We start from the raw sequence: 16,616 nt of genomic DNA on the forward strand, positions 1-16,616 counted from the left end.
GGGATCTCTCAGCGCTCCGGTGGGTTTTTTTATGGGGTAAATATGTCACAGGAAATAATGACAAAAATAGAGTTGGGTGGTGTATTGGGTAAAACCTTTGGTAAAAAACATCAACGGCTTGTCTGTACTACGTCCGAAGCCGTCCGTGCATTATGCTGCACTATCTCCGGATTTGAGCAATTCCTGAATACCAGTAAATCCCGAGGACTGACTTACGCGGTATTTCGCGGGAAAAAGAATATCGGGGTGGATGACCTCGGTTTTCCGGTGACTGATGATGTTATCCGGATTGTACCGGTGGTGATCGGTAGCAAGAGCGGTGGGTTATTTCAGACCATATTCGGTGCTGTGCTGGTGGCCGCTGCGGTGTGGATGGGGCCGGGTGGTATTGCTGCCGCTTTTGGTGCTGGCGGCATGGTTGGCTTTATGGCCACAACCGGCGCGGCGATGATGCTGGGCGGCATTATCCAGATGCTGTCCCCGCAGCCAAACGGGATCGCCATGAAAGATCAGGGCGAAAATAAACCGTCCTATGCGTTCGGTGCGCCGACGAACACCGTTTCTCAGGGTTACCCGGTACCGATCGGTTACGGTAAGCGCCGCATCGGCGGAGCCGTTATCTCAGCCGGAATTTACGTCGAAGATCAGCAGTAATCCTCTCTCCGTTATTCAGCAGGAATCCCACAATGACACAAATCACAGGCCGCAAAGGCGGCGGTGGCAGCCCGCGCACGCCCGTCGAACAGCCGGACGACTTACAGTCTGTTGCAAAAGCCAAATTGCTGATCGCCCTCGGTGAGGGGGAATTTTCCGGTGAGCTGACCGGGAAGAATATCTTTCTGGACGGCACGCCGCTGCTGAATGCTGACGGATCCGAAAACTTTCCCGGCGTGGTATGGGAATACCGTCCCGGCACTCAGGCACAAACTTACATTCAGGGGATGCCGGCGGCGGAGAATGAAATTACGGTCGGCACTATGGTGCAGAGCAGTACGCCGTGGGCGCATGCATTCACCAATCCGCAGTTGTCTGCAATCCGTGTCCGCCTGAAATGGCCGTCCCTGTTCCGTCAGGAGGATAACGGGGATATGGTCGGCAACGAAGTGAAATACGCCATTGATTTACAGACTGACGGCGGCAGCTGGAGAACCGTTGTGGATGGTCGCGTAAAAGGTAAAACCACTTCCGGTTATGAGCGTACTCACCGTATTGATCTGCCGCAGTCGGTCACATCCTGGACGCTGCGGGTGCGAAAAATCACGCCGGATGCCAACAGCGCTAAAATCGGTGACACCATAGTGCTGCAGAGTTATACCGAGGTGATCGACGCCAAACTGACCTATCCGCATACCGTGCTGCTGTATATCGAGTTTGATTCAAAACAGTTTAACGGCTCGATCCCGCAGGTCACCTGTGAGCCGAAGATGCGGGTTATCCGTGTACCGTCAAACTATGACCCGGAACACCGGACGTATTCCGGTACCTGGGACGGTTCGTTTAAGTGGGCGTGGACCAATAACCCCGCCTGGATATTTTACGATATTGTGGTTTCCGATCGCTTCGGTCTCGGTGACCGCATCAAAATGCAGAATATCGATAAATGGGAGCTGTACCGCGTTGCGCAGTATTGTGATCAGCCGGTACCGGACGGTAAGGGCGGCAGCGGCACTGAGCCGCGCTATATCTGTGATGTGTATGTGCAGGATCGCAATGAAGCTTATACCGTGCTGCGTGACTTTGCCGCCATCTTCCGGGGCATGACCTACTGGGGCGGCAACCAGATTATCACCCTGGCGGATATGCCGCGTGACATTGATTACAGCTACACCAAAGCCAACGTGCTGGACGGAAAGTTCACCTATTCCGGCAGCAGCAGTAAGGTCCGCTATTCCTCCGCGCTGGTATCGTACTCAGATCCGCTGAACGGCTATGCCGATGACATGGAACCGGTATTTGAAAATGAACTGGTTTTCCGGTTCGGCGTTAATCAGCTGGAGATGACGGCGATCGGCTGCACCCGCCAGTCAGAGGCCAACCGCAAAGGCCGCTGGGGCATACTGACCAACAACAAAGACCGGGTAGTGACATTCGGTGTGGGGCTGGACGGTAATATCCCGCAGCCTGGCTACATCATTGCGGTGGCGGATGAAAACCTGTCCGGGAAAGTGACCGGCGGCCGCGTCAGTGCAGTGAATGGCCGGAGTATCACCCTCGACCGCAAGCCGGATGCCGCTCCGGGCGATCGCCTGATGCTGAACCTGCCGTCCGGCAAATCACAGGCCCGCACTATCCAGATGGTCACGGACAAGGTAATTACTGTCACCACAGCATACAGCGAAACACCGGAACCGGAGTGCGTCTGGGTGACTGAATCAGACGATCTGTATGCCCAGCAGTACCGGGTGGTGAGTGTGACTGAGAATGATGACGGTACGTTCACGATATCCGCAGCTATGCATGACCCGGACAAATACGACCGGATAGACACCGGTGCGGTACTTGATGAGCGTCCTATCAGTGTTATTCCGCCGGGTAACCAGTTCCCGCCGAAAGATATCACCATCAGCTCTTACTCTGTGGTGAATCAGGGGATCAGTATTGAAACCATGCAGGTTACCTGGTCACCGGCAGAGAACGCGATTGCTTATGAGGCGCAGTGGCGGCGTGATGACGGTAACTGGATCAATGTGCCGCGCAATGCCACCACTTCGTTTGACGTGCCCGGGGTGTATTCAGGTCGCTATCTGGTGCGTGTCAGGGCGATTAATGCGGCTGAAATTTCCAGCGGCTGGGGATATTCAGAGGAAACCCGGCTGACCGGTAAGGTGGGAGATCCGCCGATGCCGCTGAACTTCCGTGCGGCCACACTGGTATTCGGGATCAAACTGAACTGGGAGTTCGGGAGATTCACGGAAGATACCCTGAAAACCGAAATTCAGTACAGCAAAACCAATGACGGACAGAACCTGTTGCTGTTAGCCGATGTGCCGTACCCGTCCCGCTCTCATGAGCTTGCCGGTCTGGCTGCCGGTACCGCGTTTTATTTCCGCGCCCGCCTGGTGGATAAAACCGGCAATCAGTCTCCCTGGACTGAGTTTGTGCGCGGTGTGGCCGAGTTTGACGCCTCGACCATTATTGATGAAGTCGCTGCCGGGCTGGGTGACTCACAAATCATCAAAGACCTGCAGTCGCAGGCGGATGATAACTTCGAGGCCATTATCAACAACGCCAACAACGCTTATGGTCAGTGGGGTTACTGGCAGCGTGAAAACGGCGCGATGAAAGCCGAAATTATCGAAGTCCGCAACTATACAGTCACGGAAACCACGGCGCTGGCCGAGAAAATCGACGCGGTGAAGGTGACTGCAGACGACAGTTTCGCCATGGCGCAGAACTCCATCCGGGCGCAGTGGGATATGGCATCCGGTCAGGCATCGGTGGTTCACGATATGAAAGTCCGTATTCATTACAACGGTGAGGACTATTCCGCTGGCATGGTTATCGGTGCCGAACTGAAGGGCGGACAGGTAAACACGCTTATCGGATTCAGCGCCCAGCAGTTTGCATTTTATAACCCGGTGAATAAATCCATGGATCTGTTTATGTACATGAAGGACGGTCAGGTGTTTATGCGTGAGGCGTTCATTAATCAGGCATGGCTCAACAGCGTGGTTGTCACTGATAAAATGCAGTCGGAGAACTATGTGCCGGGTAAAGCCGGAAATGGTTTCCTGATTGATGCCAAAACCGGAAATGCTGAGTTTAACAGCGCAATATTTCGCGGAACGCTGGATGTTGATTCAGGGGGAAACACCGGTCGGATGGTAATTAAAAACAATCAGATAATCGTTTATGACGAAAACGGGAAACTGGCAGTGAAAATTGGTTACCTTGGGGATTAACAATGAAAAAACTAATAGCAGTCATAACAGCAGTAATGGTGTCAGGGTGTGCAACAGGTTATGAAAAAGTGAACTGCACCGGTATTTACAGTATTAAAACGCCGGGCATGGGGAATAACGTGATCGTTAAATTTGATAAGCGACGACAGAACAAACAGGGATACATGTATCACCAGGTTCCTCAGCTCGGTTTCAGGATCAGAGGAGGATGGATAAAACCGGAACACCTTGAGGAGTTCTCATGTCATGGGGAATAGAAATCTACGATGACAAAGGAAAGCCGATAAAAATTACCGGGTCCAGTTTTATTCTCGACCAGTTTAATGTGACCATGGACGGGTCACGAACTTATTCAAATATCCCGCATGGTAAAACACTTTCAATATCCGCAATTAATATCAGCCCGAGCATAACCGGGACGCTCATTAGCGTTAACGGAAATACCGTAAGCTGGAAATGCGGCAATAATGCCAATGTGGTGGTAATGGTGATGGTCACATGAGATATGGCGCACAGGTTTACAACAACGGAACGGAAGAAATACTCTCCCCCTACGGAGCTTCTGTTTTTTATAAAAAGATAAGAATAACGCCGGGAGTCACACAACTGTTTCAGCGCACGGATCAATCCACACCGCTTGTTTTTATCCGGGCTGCAAATTTTACCGGAATATCATTAAACGGATTATGTGATATCACAGTGGTAAATAATTACTGGTGTGTGGATCTTAAAGGCGACCCGGGTATGCCGTTTGATATTTATGTATTCGTAAAATCATCGTATTACATTTCCGCCTTCCCTCAGAAGTGGGGGGTGCGTATTTACAATAACGGATTATTAACTCATGCATCCAGTCAGAGACCACTGCGTATACTGACCGGAAATAATTTTGGTTCACAGTCAGGAACGGCGGAAACCGGGGTTCCCTGCGCTGTTCTGATATCAACGCTTGGCATTCTTGGATTACCGGATGATCACGGAGGTAAAACGGTAAGAATTACAGGCTGCGGAGCAGGGAGTAAAGCCATATGGAATTCAATGATTGTCGCAGGACAAATGTCAGGCACCAATATCGGTAATCAGTATTTTTATATAGATACCAGGGAATATAACTAATCACAATAACAACCGCTCCGGCGGTTTTTTTTCGTCTGAAATTTAAGGAAACCCCATGATTTACACAGACGGCACTATAGCCATTAACGCCGGTTCACCGATTGTGACCGGTACCGGTACACAGTGGAAAAAGAACATTCACGGTGTTGCCCCGGGCCAGCTCATCAGCATCGAGAACGGTACTGCACCTGTCAGCATGATGATCCGCGCGGTAAACAGTGATACCGAACTGGTGTTGTCATTCAATGCTCCGGTAACGCTCAGCGGCGCGAAATACTCCATTGCCACCACGGTACCGGACACCATTTCAGATGTAGCACGTACCATGTCAGCCAATCAGGGTTATATCGTTTATTTTCTCCAGGCAATGCAGCAGTGGATGACAGACACCGGCCAGGTAGAAATTGAGCTGCCGAACGGCCAGAAGGTGACGCTGGATAGCATTAAAGCGCTGAATGAAGCGATTAAGAAAATAGACGAAAAAGTAGATAATATTAAAATCCCTGAACCTAAAGATGCAACAACGACCCAAAAAGGGATTGTGCAACTCTCAGCATCAGTCGGGGCATCAACAACTAAAGTGCCACATGAGAAAGCGGTAAGTGAATGGGTTCGCAATACAGAGACATACCGGAGTACGTTGCTGCCTTATAATGCTCCTGCCGGTGAACCAAATGATTTGAATGACAAGCTTGCCAGGCAAACACATTTTGATTATCGCAACCTTGATTATAACTACACACGAAGCTTTGCTGCGTATCCTCCCGGTGTGTCCTGCGGAATCAGTACCAGAGATAAAGTATGGGGCGGAACAGACAATACCGTCATTGGAATGGCAACATTCAGAGGATGGCCTGACGTATCAGGGAATAGGTCAAACTTCCAGTTATTGACGCAATCCGGGCATTTATATTTCAGATCAGGGAATGTTAATTTAGCAACCATGTCAAATGCCTGGACGGTATGGACAGAATCCAACACTGCCGTTGACGGCAATGGATTTATTAAACGGGCATCGCCTGTCATTCAAATCCACCCGGACGGCAACTACAAAACCAACGACGAATCCGAAGGTGCAGAGGTTCTCTGTACCGGCACCGGCCAGTATCACATTACTGGTATACTCGGTTATAACGCAGATGGTGCATGGGGCGTAAACGGTGGTATTTCGGTACCGAAAGACAATAACGGCCTTGAGCTGGTTTATGTCGATGACCGCGTACAGGAAGACGGTAGTCTGATTATTGAAACCTGTCACCGTCAGCATGCGCATTTACCGGAACGCTTCCAGAACTGGCGGCTGAAAGAGATCACCCCGGAAGGTGAGCGTATTTTCTATCAGGACGGTGAACCGTGTGATCTGCCGGAATCCACTCGCCTTGATGTGCGTGTGGAAATGCCACAGGGCTCTGTGTGGAATGTGAAGCAACGTGAACTGGCGGAACAGATGGAGCGTGAGCAGGCTGAGCGTGAAGCGCAGGAAGCAGCAGAGCAGACCGGAGGCTCAGAAGAATAAAACAAAGCCGCGCAGGTGGATGTCCGGCGCGGCTGTCGCTTACTTATCAAAATATTCTACATCATCATAGACATCTTCCATTTCCGGCATCCAGCCGTCATCCTCCCAAATCTCCTGCATAAGCGTCTCCAGATCTTCTTTTTTGTCACCTTTCTTTAATCCATCTAGAGAAAAATTAGTATTTGATCCCCAGGCGATTCGTATATCAGATTCCTGATATTTTTGTGGGATGCGTTTTTCGATTTCATCACGAAGCGCGTCAAAAGTGCCGGTGGGTAAAGTGTCTTTGAGTGCTTTGTCAAAAATTACGTTGATACGAAGCATGCGATTACCTTATTTATACTGTTTAAATATACAGTATAAATTAACGGGGCAGAATAATACTGTCAAGGCGGACTTCGATCTTTTTGGCGGCGGTTTTACCATGGTTTTACCATTATTTTACCATCGACATTTTGACGGACACAAAAAAACCAACCCTAACAGGTTGGTTTTATTATAAAAAGACTGGTCGGCATGACAGGATTTGAACCTGCGACCCCCGACACCCCATGACGGTGCGCTACCAGGCTGCGCTACATGCCGAATACTACCTATACTACTGTTTTCTTTGATTAAAGCAAGACAGCACTGTGCCGGTTGCGTTTTTTTTGTCCGGGGATCAGTGTGTGTCGATAAAGCGTTTTTGTTCAGTCAGCACCTGAAGTAATTCAGCCATATCCGGTTTGGCATTGCGGATCTTCCCGTTATTTTCATCAAAGCGCTGATATTTACCCTGTGTTGTCAGCAGTGAGGCAGAGTCTGGTTTGATAATCACCAGATTGCTGTTATCGCCGGTAAATATCCGTGGTTTACGCCGTGTGGCGCTGAACAAATCATCACCCTGAGTGTATTCCCCCGGCGGATTGCTGACGTGCAGCAGTCGCTGCATCAGGGTTGCCATAATATCCGGATGTGCGGTCAGTTTGCTGATAGTCTGCGCCGGGGTATCCGGCCAGTGAATAATCAGCGGAACACGCAGCTGGTCACGGTTGAATTTGCCATCGGTGACCCAGTTGTCCTGCAGTTTTGCCATGCTGTCACCGGTACCGGCGGTGATGACGATAACGGTTTTATCCCACTCGCCGCGTACACGGATATCCTGAATCAGTGTGCCCAGCGTGTTATCAATATTTGTCATATCCGGGGCGGAATGACCATCCGGTAACGGGGTGCTGAGGTTAATCAGCGCAAACCACGGCTGATCTTTACGGGTCTGTTTCAGCCAAAGTGACCAGCGTTCTGCCACATCCGCAGAGGCGGTGGCTGTTCCGCGGTTGTCCTGCCCGTCACGCAGCGGCGGCAGGCTGTAATCCGCCAGCAGGGCATAGCGGAAGAGCGGGGAGGCAAAGTTTTCCGTTGAGAAGAATCCGGTCTGATAATTCTGAGCACTCAGTGCGGTCATCAGTGCAGACGGAACGCGTCCGTTGAGGATGCCGTCATAATAAGTGCCGGAGATACCGTAATAAAGCCCGAACTGCGCCCGTTCCGGATTGATCTCACTGCTGTAGTGCTGTGTGAATTGTGTACTTTCCTGTGCAAACCGGTTCAGGTTCGGCATTGCCTTATCAATATCTTCCCGGCTCAGCGAGGTGAGGGTGATAAGCAGTAAATTATAGCCGCTGCCATTGTCTGCATAAGTCAGTTTATTGATCGGGTATTCAACGCCCTGGGCGGTCGGGTCGCCGTGCAGAAGCAGTTGCTGCTCATAACTGGTGCTGTCGAGCAGGCCGTGGCGCTCCAGGAATTTGCGGGCGGTCATCGGGTAAGATACCGGCAGATTATAGCGCTGCATGGTCACCGGGCGGTAGAAATTGGCATCCGCCCAGATATACATAATATGAGAGGTAATAAAGGCGGTGATAAATACCACTGCAATGGGTTTACCGAATTTTTGCCGGTTCAGGCTGCGCAGTTTCTGCCAGCTCCAGGTGCCGAACAGCATCTCGACCAGGAAAATAACCGGGATCGCAATAAAGACAAACTGCCAGCGCCGCGCCATTTCCCCTTGCTCCGGGTTCACGACCAGATCCCACACCACCGGGTTTAAATGCAGGCGGAACTGTTCATAGATGCCGATATCAAACAGCAGCAGTGTCAGCCCGGCGGTACCGAGGGCGGCGGATAAGAAGCGCAGCAGCCGTTGTGACATCACCACAAAGGTGAGCGGGAACACGATCAGCAGATAGAGAGCAAACGCCAGGAAACTGAAATGTCCCAGCCAGCTGGTGATGGCGTAAATACGGCCAATCAGCGTATCCGGCCAGTCAGAAATAAACAGGTAACGGCTGCTGAGTGCGAGACCCAGCAGAATATTAAACAGGGTAAACCAGTGCCCCCAGCTTATCATCTGGGAGACTTTGTCACCGTATTTCGGACGATACGTTACCATAGAATTTCGTCGTCAGCCGGAATGCGGTCAGTGCGCTTTATCTTCACTGACGGAAGATTGCAGGGCGCGGGCGAAGGATTCAGCAATATGAGCGCGTTGTGACGGCGCAACACTGGTATTGATGAGATTGGTCACCATATTTCCTAACACCATAAGAGACAGGTCGGTCGGTGTCCGGTTTTTTTCCAGCACACTGACCAGCTCAGCCAGTAATTTTTCAACGTGTTCATCACTGTAGCGGGATGATTGCGGCATAAACGTAGATATCCTGATTGTACAAAGCTCTATATCATAACTGATGAGCGTTCGTATTTCTGCTTTTTGCGGAAAATTATTTCAATTATGGATCCGGTTACGCAGGGAATACGTCATTTTCAGTATGCACGCTGCGGATTATCCTGTCTCGTCACATTCTCCTGTCATTGTGACTTGCGCACAGATTGTAACGGTGTTTGAATACGCGCAAACGAGGCCGAAGGAGTAAAAGATGAGTCTGGATATCATTCAGATTGCGTTACATCAGCTGATTAAACGCGACGAACAGACACTGGAAGTGGTGCTGCGGGACACACCACTGGAAAAGACCGCCATTGTTGAGGAAATGATGGCTGAACTGCACCGGGTCTACAGTGCGAAAAGCAAAGCGTACGGTGTGTTTAATGAAGAGAGTGAGCTGTCTGCCGCACTGCGCCTGCAGCGGCAGGGCGAGGAAGAGTTCCATGCCTTTACCCGTGCGGCAACCGTCCGCCTGAAGGATGAACTGGCAAAATACCCGTTTGCCCAGGGCGGTGTGGTGTTATTTGCCCATTACCGCTATCTGGCGGTGGAATATCTGCTGGTCGCGGTGCTCGATAACTGCCAGAGCATGCTGGTCAATGAGAGCCTGGAGCTTAACAGCACCCATTATCTGGATATCCCGCATGCGGATATCATTGCCCGTATTGACCTGACCGAATGGGAAACCAATCCGGAATCCAGCCGTTACCTGACGTTCCTCAAAGGCCGGGTCGGGCGCAAAGTGTCCGATTTCTTTATGGATTTCCTCGGTGCCGCAGAAGGCTTTAATGCCAAAATCCAGAACAAGGGCCTGTTACAGGCTCTGGACGATTACTGTGAGGAAGCACAGGCGGACAAACAGGAGCGCCAGTCTTACCGCAAACAGGTGTTTGATTACTGCACGGAGCAGTTACAGAGCGGTGAAGAGATTCAGCTGACAGAGCTGTCTGCGGAACTGCCGCCGCTGGGTGAGCAGAGTTTTGCGCAGTTTACACAGGAAAAAGAGTACGGGCTGGAGGATTCTTTCCCGGCCGATCGCAGCACATTGCGCCAGCTGACAAAATTTGCCGGCAGCGGCGGCGGGCTGACCATTAATTTTGATGCGATGTTACTGGGTGAGCGGATTTTCTGGGATGCGGCCACGGATACCCTGACGATTAAAGGGACACCACCGAACCTGCGGGATCAGTTACAGCGCCGTGGTAATAAAGGATAGTGAGAGCAGAAATAAATAACGCCGCAAAAGCGGCGTTATTTACTCGGCGTCCCGATTAAAGCTCGATAGGTGGCGTAATTAAGCGCGCAGGAAATCGATGTGTGTCAGTTTTGGCTTGAACGGATGACGCTGTACAGCCTGTACTTTCACTTTAGTTTCTTTACCATCGATAACCAGGTTCAGAACTTCGTAAAATTCTGGTTTAGCTTCCTGGTTGATCAGGACGTCGTGGTCCAGTTCGATGGAAACAGGCTCCTGGTTGCCACCATAAACGATAGCAGGGAACTTGTTTGCGCGGCGCAGGCGGCGGCTCGCACCCTTACCCTGCTCTTTACGTAATTCAGCATTGATAGTTAACATAGCTTTTCTCTTTAACAAGAGTAAAAAAAATCTTTGCTACAGGCGACCCAGCAGCAAAGTCGGTATTTGGCTTCAGCAGGGTTACCCGTGTTGAAGCGGCGTGCATTTTACCGAAAATGCGGACAAACGGCAAACGAAACCCGGCATAAAACCCAAAAAGCAGCACGCCGGGTCAGGCAAGGCTGTCGGATTTGCGGAATCGCCCCTGATAATCAAAGATTTTTTCGCGGATTTGCCAGAAGTTCTCTTTTTTGCGTGAGACAACAAAATCCGGGTAACGCAGCAGTACCTGCTGACGGATAACCGATTCCGCATCCTGCCACTGAAACGGCACGCCGGGCGCGCGCAAATGTTGTGCCAGAAACTGTTTTTCAAAGACAAAACGCTGTGCCGGGGTGGTCAGGCGGAAACGCTCACTGACGGTGGTGCCGTCTTCATCGTAATAATTGATGGTCAGCCATTCACCGCGATTATCCTGCCCGGCAGAAAGCGCCATACCGCCACAGCGCAGCACCAGCGCATCTTTCAGGCGCAGCGCGGCTTTCAGCATATCATCCGGGTCACTGAGCACTTCATCACAGTGGCTGCAGCGCCGGGCGGCAATATCATTTTCGCCGTTACAGGAAGGGCAGAGCTTAAAGCGGAAACGGAAATCACACTGATGACGGGCGGATTCATCATCCGAATCAATAATTCCCTGACAGCGGCGGCCGTAGTGTTCGATGATATGTCCGTCGTCAGTACATAATCCCCAGAACAGATTGGCAAAACCGCATAACGGGCAGAACACCTGCACCGGCCGGCTTTTGCTGTTCGGTTTATGATTGCCGACTTCCGGCATATAGAGGTCATGCGGGTTTCCGGCGTAATCGAGGATCAGACACTCCGTTTTTCCGGGAGACAGGCGCAGGCCGCGGCCGGCAATTTGCTGGTAGAGGCTGACAGACTCTGTCGGGCGCAGAATGGCAATCACATCCACATGAGGGGCATCAAACCCGGTGGTGAGCACGGAAACGTTAACCAGATAATGCAGCTGCCGCGCTTTGAAATTCCGGATTATCGTTTCCCGCTCTGCTGACGGGGTATCCGCGCTGACCAGCGCCGCTTCGCCCGGCGGCAGCAGTGACACAATTTCCGCCGCATGCTCCACGGTGGCGGCAAATATCATGCAGCCCTGACGGGGCGCGGCATACTCAATAATCTGACGGACAATACGCGGAGTGATCCGTTTTTGTTTTTTCACTTCGCGCGCCAGTACCTGCGAGTCAAACATCCCGGCGGCGCTGACCGGTACCTGAGAGAAATCATATTGCAGCACCGGCATATCCAGCCGCTGCGGCGGTACCAGATACTGATGGCTGACCATATAACGCAGCGGCAGTTCATAGATACAATCGCGGAAGAAGCATTCATGATCGCCGCGGATCATGCCATGATAGTGATACTGATAGATCCAGCCGCAGCCCAGCCGGTATGGTGTGGCGGTCAGGCCGAGAATGCGCAGGGCAGGGTTATTTTTCTGCAGATGCTGTATCACCTGCTGATACTGACTGTCTTCACTGAGGCTGATACGGTGGCACTCATCAATAATCAGCAGGGAAAATTTGCCGTCAAAATCGGCGGTATTACGGGCGACAGACTGCACGCTGCCGAAGATGACTTTCTGTGAGGATTCTTTCTGTGATAATCCGGCTGAATAGATACCTGCATCTAACCCGTAAGCCTGATATTTACTGTGATTCTGCTCCACCAGCTCTTTGACATGCGCCAGCACCAGCACACGACCGTGTGCCAGCCGGGCCAGTTCGGCGATCACCAGACTTTTTCCCGCCCCGGTGGGCAGAACAATCACCGCAGGCGTGGTATGTTTGCGGAAATAGAGCAGGGTGGCATCGACAGCCTCCTGCTGATAAGGTCGCAGGGTAAACGTCACAGAAACTCCGGCGGAACAGACAAAATCAGGGCATCAGCATATCATACTTTAGGCGCGACAATTGACTGCATGACGGCGGATAAACAGCGGAAGCGCCGTCAGAAAGGCGCTGTGATGTTGATAGTTTGTTGTTATAATGATTACCGTGGTTATTATCGAACCAAATTCTTTCATTTTATCTGCTTATCAGCCGGCAGGATGCTGCGGGCGCGTCAGGTTTAAGAGACATTCATGCGATTAGATAAATTTCTTGCCCATCAGATGGGTATCAGCCGGAACCTCGTGGCCAGAGAGCTGCGTGCGGGAATGGTGACTGTGGATGGTGACGTCGTGAAAAACGGCGCACTGAAAGTCAGCGCGGAAAACGAAGTGGCGTATGACGGCAATGTGATGACACACGTCACCGGGCCGCGCTATTTTATGCTGAATAAACCGCAGGGCTATGTCTGCTCAACGGATGACCCGGTAAACCCGACTATTCTTTATTTTATCGATGAACCGGTTGCCCATAAACTCCATGCCGCCGGCCGGCTGGATATTGATACCACCGGGCTTGTCCTGATGACTGATGACGGGCAGTGGTCGCACCGTATTACCTCACCGAAACATCATTGCGAGAAAACCTACCGTGTCACCCTGGCTGAGCCGGTGGCGGATACGACCGCAGCGTTGTTTGAGCAGGGGGTGATGCTTAACGGTGAACAGCACCCGACCAAACCGGCAAAACTTGAGATTATCACTCCGCAGGATGTGCGGCTGACGATTTCCGAAGGGCGCTATCATCAGGTCAAACGTATGTTTGCCGCTGCCGGTAACCATGTGGATGCGCTGCACCGCGAGCGTATCGGCGGTATTGTGCTGGATGACAGCCTGGAACCGGGGGAATACCGCCCGCTGACTGACGAAGAGATTCAGTCAGTTCTCTGAACACCTTTTTACTGAATTGAATACGGAGTAACAGGCGTGCAAGTGCAACGTTCGGCCTATTTCGGCCTGATTTTTATTCTGGGTCTGTTATCGATGCTGATGCCGCTGGCTATCGATATGTATCTGCCAAGCATGCCGACCATCGCCCGTGACTTTGGTGTCACTGAAGGCGATGTCCAGATGACACTCAACAGCTACCTGATAGGGTTTGCCGCCGGGCAGCTGGTGTACGGCCCGATGGCGGATGCGCTCGGCCGCAAGCCGGTGATCCTCGGGGGAACACTGATTTTCGCCCTGGCCTCCGCCGGGTGTGCGATGTCTCAGGATATCGGCACCTTTATCGGGATGCGCGGGCTGCACGGCTTTGCAGCGGCTGCGGCAAGTGTGGTGATCAACGCCCTGATGCGCGATATGTTCACCAAAGATGAATTTTCCCGCAGTATGTCGTTTGTGGTGCTGGTAATGACAGTGGCACCGCTGCTGGCACCGATCATGGGCGGTATGATGATGCTCTGGTTCAGCTGGCACGCGATTTTCTGGACCATCATGATTGCCGCGCTGATCGCTGCACTGCTGGTGCTGTTCTTTATCCGCGAAACCCTGCCGAAAGATCGGCGTCAGCCATTCCGGCTGCGGATCATGCTCGGTCAGTTTGTCACGCTGTTCCGCCAGAAGCGGGTGCTGTGTTATATGGTGGCATCCGGTTTTTCATTTGCCGGGATGTTCTCGTTTTTATCCGCCGGGTCATTCGTTTACATTCAGCTTTACGGGCTGACAGAGCTGGAATTCGGTTACTGCTTCGCGCTGAATATTGTTTTTCTCTTTATTATGACCACCATTAACAGCCGTTATGTCCGCCGCTTCGGGGCTCTGAATATGCTGCGCACCGGGCTGGTGGTACAATTGCTGGCGGGATGCTGGCTGGTACTGGCCGCATCCGCCGATCTCGGCTTTGTGGCGGTGATGATAGGCGTGGCCTGCTATGTGGGAAATATCGCTATGATCACATCGAATGCCATGGCGGTGATTCTGGATGATTATCCGCATATGGCCGGCACCGCGTCATCACTGGCCGGAGTGCTGCGGTTTGGTATTGGTGCCGGTGTCGGTGCGGTGGTGGCTTCGTTTAATATGACAACCGTCTGGCCGATGATTGGTGCAATGGCTCTTTGTATCCTGGTTGCTGCCTCACTGGTGCTGTACGCACGGCGTTTCGCCTGATTCCCTTTCTCTGCTGCCGGTCCGGATGTTTCCGGGCCGGTCATTTCGGCAATATCAGTAATAGTCGAATGATTACCCTGGATAACGATCCAGTCATCGTCTGGTTGATCTGAATCATGAAAAGTTACATTAATGTAAATTTAATTTCATGACAGAAAGTAATGCATAATACTGTACGTGTTCCTCTTAATTATATAATTAGCTGATATTTCATCGTATTTAAGGGTAAGTCAGTTGTTACAATACGGAATTATATCCTTATTCAGTCAATTTCAGCTATATGATATAAAATAAACCAGTTGAGAATATTAACAAAACAGTATACAAATAGAGGCAATTGGATTGATGATGTTAACATCCGGCGAAAAAGCACATTGTGTTTTATTACCGGAACGGGAGTAAATCACCGGTGTTTTATCATCCGTGAACACAGAATGTTCGTTAATTCCGAGGGATTGAGTCGGAAATTTTATTTCAGATGATTCACCGGCACAGTATGACAGGATAATAGTGTGAATAGTAATGCGCTTTCAGTAGTTTCCCGCCTGCCACAGCATTACCGGCTTGCCGGTCATGACCGGTTAGAGGCGTTACCGGAATCGTTGCAGAGCAGGAAAGACAGCCTGACCGGTTTGAAATTACTGAGTCACGGCCATCACTCAACATATGATGCATTGTGCGCCATCCGGTCGCATCTGGAAGGATTACAGATTGACAGCCTGATCCTTATCTGGGAAGGGGAGCCGTGCCTGTTTTTACACAGTGATGATGAAAGTACCGCACTGTGTGCCCTGAAAATGGCCGGGGCGGCCATTGCAGAGAATATTTCTGCCCGTTACCCGTTCTGATGTGCCGCTTAACCGGTTTGCATAACGGGCGCTGATAAAATTCAGAGATAAAAAAAAGCTTCCTGAAAGGGAAGCTTTTTCTTTTTAAATAATACACTGCAAGGGAGTGAATGTATTATTTAATTAAACGGCGTCCGTCGTAATAACGGTTGTTCCAGTATTTATCAGTCATGTTTGAGACGATAACACCGTTTGATGTGGATGCGTGGACAAATTTGTCATTACCGACATAGATACCGACATGGCGCTGACGTTTTCCGGTTTTAAATAACACCAGGTCACCGGCCTGTAATTTAGCGCGTTTTACGCTGGTGCCGACACTCTGCTGTTCTGCGGTTGAACGCGGCAGTTCCATACCGAACTGGTCGAGGAAAGTCTGACGGACAAACGCGGAGCAATCAATACCCGTGCGGGTAGTGCCGCCGAGACGGTAAGCTACGCCTTTCCAGCTGGCATACTGAGACATCAGTTTGGATTTTACATCGGCATTATTGACTAACTGTTCGAATTCATCCTGAGACGCTTGCAAGATAAAACCGTTTGTACGGGTTTCAGATTGAACTTGACGGGCTGAATTTGGAGATGTGCTGCATGCTGACAATGTCGCCGCGATAATCAATGCCGGAACAATCCGGGTGATATATCTCAGAATCGGTTGAGATGTGACCATGTGTGAGTTTTCCCTTGCAGTCCTTATGTGACAAGCGCCACTTTAAAAAAAACAAAACATATCAACACTAATTAAATCTGCGTATATGCACAATATGTTTATTCTGAAAACGTGCGGAACAACACGTTTAATATCCATGAACAATTACTGAGGAAAGGTTAATCCGTCACCCGTAAAGGCCTTATTATCGGTGAAATTAA

16 protein-coding genes and 1 tRNA gene are annotated in these 16,616 nt (G+C 50.9%); 10 read left to right on the plus strand and 7 right to left on the minus strand.

All coding sequences use genetic code 11. From position 1 onward, the window contains the following. The first annotated feature begins 57 nt into the window (after positions 1 to 57). From U868_RS0106735 to U868_RS25910, 6 genes are all read left to right on the plus strand, one after another. Complete coding sequence (locus U868_RS0106735) at positions 58 to 654, plus strand: tail assembly protein (RefSeq protein WP_036411562.1); 597 nt, start codon at positions 58 to 60, stop codon at positions 652 to 654. Between the two features lie 32 nt (positions 655 to 686). Beyond that, a complete protein-coding gene (locus U868_RS0106740) occupies positions 687 to 3,902 on the plus strand; it encodes a host specificity protein J (RefSeq protein ID WP_025152626.1) in 3,216 nt (1,071 codons plus the stop codon). Positions 3,903 to 3,904: 2 nt separating this feature from the next. Continuing rightward, positions 3,905 to 4,159, plus strand: a complete 255-nt coding sequence (locus U868_RS0106745) for a hypothetical protein (RefSeq protein WP_025152627.1) — start codon at positions 3,905 to 3,907, stop codon at positions 4,157 to 4,159. Continuing rightward, entirely contained in the window at positions 4,144 to 4,404 is a 261-nt protein-coding gene (locus U868_RS0106750) for a hypothetical protein (protein ID WP_025152628.1), read from the plus strand. The genes U868_RS0106745 and U868_RS0106750 overlap by 16 nt, the downstream gene beginning before the upstream one ends. Positions 4,405 to 4,646: 242 nt before the next feature. Then, entirely contained in the window at positions 4,647 to 5,018 is a 372-nt protein-coding gene (locus U868_RS25905; protein ID WP_240182683.1) for a hypothetical protein, read from the plus strand. Positions 5,019 to 5,073: 55 nt separating this feature from the next. Further along, on the plus strand, positions 5,074 to 6,534 hold the full coding sequence (locus U868_RS25910) for a hypothetical protein (RefSeq protein ID WP_025152630.1): 1,461 nt from the start codon (positions 5,074 to 5,076) through the stop codon (positions 6,532 to 6,534). A 39-nt stretch (positions 6,535 to 6,573) separates the two neighbouring features. Here U868_RS25910 and U868_RS0106765 read toward each other — a convergent pair whose 3' ends face one another. The 4 genes from U868_RS0106765 to U868_RS0106780 form a co-directional block, all read right to left on the minus strand. Next, entirely contained in the window at positions 6,574 to 6,858 is a 285-nt protein-coding gene (locus U868_RS0106765; RefSeq protein WP_025152631.1) for a DinI-like family protein, read from the minus strand. Positions 6,859 to 7,042: 184 nt separating this feature from the next. Then, a tRNA-Pro gene (locus U868_RS0106770) sits at positions 7,043 to 7,119 on the minus strand. Between the two features lie 76 nt (positions 7,120 to 7,195). Further along, positions 7,196 to 8,965 (minus strand): LPS biosynthesis-modulating metalloenzyme YejM, encoded by a 1,770-nt coding sequence (yejM, locus tag U868_RS0106775; protein WP_025152632.1) that lies wholly within the window; start codon positions 8,963 to 8,965, stop codon positions 7,196 to 7,198. A 27-nt stretch (positions 8,966 to 8,992) separates the two neighbouring features. Continuing rightward, on the minus strand, positions 8,993 to 9,220 hold the full coding sequence (locus U868_RS0106780; RefSeq protein WP_004238019.1) for a YejL family protein: 228 nt from the start codon (positions 9,218 to 9,220) through the stop codon (positions 8,993 to 8,995). Between the two features lie 232 nt (positions 9,221 to 9,452). Here U868_RS0106780 and yejK point away from each other — a divergent pair, with 232 nt between their 5' ends. Next, entirely contained in the window at positions 9,453 to 10,457 is a 1,005-nt protein-coding gene (gene yejK, locus U868_RS0106785; protein ID WP_025152633.1) for a nucleoid-associated protein YejK, read from the plus strand. Positions 10,458 to 10,535: 78 nt separating this feature from the next. Here the strand turns inward: yejK and rplY are convergent, their stop codons facing one another. Further along, on the minus strand, positions 10,536 to 10,817 hold the full coding sequence (rplY, locus tag U868_RS0106790; protein ID WP_004238022.1) for a 50S ribosomal protein L25: 282 nt from the start codon (positions 10,815 to 10,817) through the stop codon (positions 10,536 to 10,538). 172 nt (positions 10,818 to 10,989) lie between these two features. Beyond that, complete coding sequence (locus U868_RS0106795) at positions 10,990 to 12,750, minus strand: DEAD/DEAH box helicase (RefSeq protein WP_025152634.1); 1,761 nt, start codon at positions 12,748 to 12,750, stop codon at positions 10,990 to 10,992. Between the two features lie 231 nt (positions 12,751 to 12,981). Between U868_RS0106795 and rsuA the strand changes: the two genes are divergently transcribed. The 3 genes from rsuA (at position 12,982) to U868_RS0106810 (ending at position 15,746) form a co-directional block, all read left to right on the plus strand. After that, the gene (gene rsuA, locus U868_RS0106800) at positions 12,982 to 13,677 is read left to right on the plus strand and encodes a 16S rRNA pseudouridine(516) synthase RsuA (RefSeq protein WP_025152635.1); all 696 of its coding nucleotides are present in this window, start codon (positions 12,982 to 12,984) and stop codon (positions 13,675 to 13,677) included. Between the two features lie 36 nt (positions 13,678 to 13,713). After that, positions 13,714 to 14,898, plus strand: coding sequence for a Bcr/CflA family multidrug efflux MFS transporter (locus U868_RS0106805; protein WP_025152636.1), 1,185 nt, complete (start codon positions 13,714 to 13,716; stop codon positions 14,896 to 14,898). Positions 14,899 to 15,410: 512 nt separating this feature from the next. Next, positions 15,411 to 15,746: a hypothetical protein gene (locus U868_RS0106810; protein ID WP_025152637.1), complete on the plus strand. Its 336-nt coding sequence runs from the start codon at positions 15,411 to 15,413 to the stop codon at positions 15,744 to 15,746. A 115-nt stretch (positions 15,747 to 15,861) separates the two neighbouring features. Here U868_RS0106810 and mepS read toward each other — a convergent pair whose 3' ends face one another. Further along, a complete protein-coding gene (gene mepS, locus U868_RS0106815) occupies positions 15,862 to 16,416 on the minus strand; it encodes a bifunctional murein DD-endopeptidase/murein LD-carboxypeptidase (RefSeq protein ID WP_025152638.1) in 555 nt (184 codons plus the stop codon). Between the last annotated feature and the right edge of the window lie 200 nt (positions 16,417 to 16,616).

Origin of the sequence: Morganella morganii H1r (genome assembly GCF_000633515.1) — a bacterium.
In the GTDB taxonomy this organism is placed as follows: domain Bacteria; phylum Pseudomonadota; class Gammaproteobacteria; order Enterobacterales; family Enterobacteriaceae; genus Morganella; species Morganella morganii_B.